The organism is Psychrobacter pasteurii (assembly GCF_900162815.1).
Taxonomy (GTDB): Bacteria; Pseudomonadota; Gammaproteobacteria; order Pseudomonadales; family Moraxellaceae; genus Psychrobacter; species Psychrobacter pasteurii.
In genome coordinates this window covers 1-622 of sequence record NZ_FUGD01000211.1, presented here as the reverse complement: position 1 = coordinate 622, position 622 = coordinate 1, and the positions used below count along the sequence as shown (strand labels likewise).

Below are 622 nucleotides of genomic sequence, written 5' to 3'. Positions count from 1 at the left end.
TTAGGCGTAAGTTGTGCTAGAATCGCTAGTGATACCTGGGATAGCTTTGTTACTGGCTTTAAGGGCTTTACCCAAGTCATTGGCAAGTTTTTCACGGTCGGCATTGAAGGTAATAATTGCACTATCAGACATCGAGTAAGGCGAGCATTTAGGCGAAGTTGTAACTTTTCTAAAAAACTGGAAAATCACTTTAAAACCTTTGATTTAGCTTTCTTTTACATCAATCATGGGTATGTCTAATGTTAGCCTACTTTTTGAACCACCACCAAAGTGTCACTACCAAATAACCCCCAAGCAAAGGCAATATGACTGTCTTGAAGTCGATGAGCTTTGGACATTCGTAGGTAAAAAGATCAACAAACAATGGCTAATTTATGCCTATCACCGTGACACAGGTGAAATTGTTACCTATGTGTGGGGAAAACGAGACCTTAACACTGTCAAAAAGCTTAAAGCTAAGCTGAAAGCCTTAGGCGTAAGTTGTGCTAGAATCGCTAGTGATACCTGGGATAGCTTTGTTACTGGCTTTAAGGGCTTTACCCAAGTCATTGGCAAGTTTTTCACGGTCGGCATTGAAGGTAATAATTGCACTATCAGACATCGAGTAAGGCGAGCATTTAGG

Annotated in this window: 1 protein-coding gene and 1 pseudogene; both read left to right on the top strand. The window is 40.7% G+C overall.

From position 1 onward, the window contains the following. A partial coding sequence (locus A1232T_RS13475) for an IS1 family transposase (protein ID WP_279625902.1) occupies nt 1–240 on the top strand: 240 nt, incomplete at its 5' end. 28 nt (nt 241–268) lie between these two features. After that, nucleotides 269–622: pseudogene (locus tag A1232T_RS13470) on the top strand (IS1 family transposase); the annotation flags it as partial.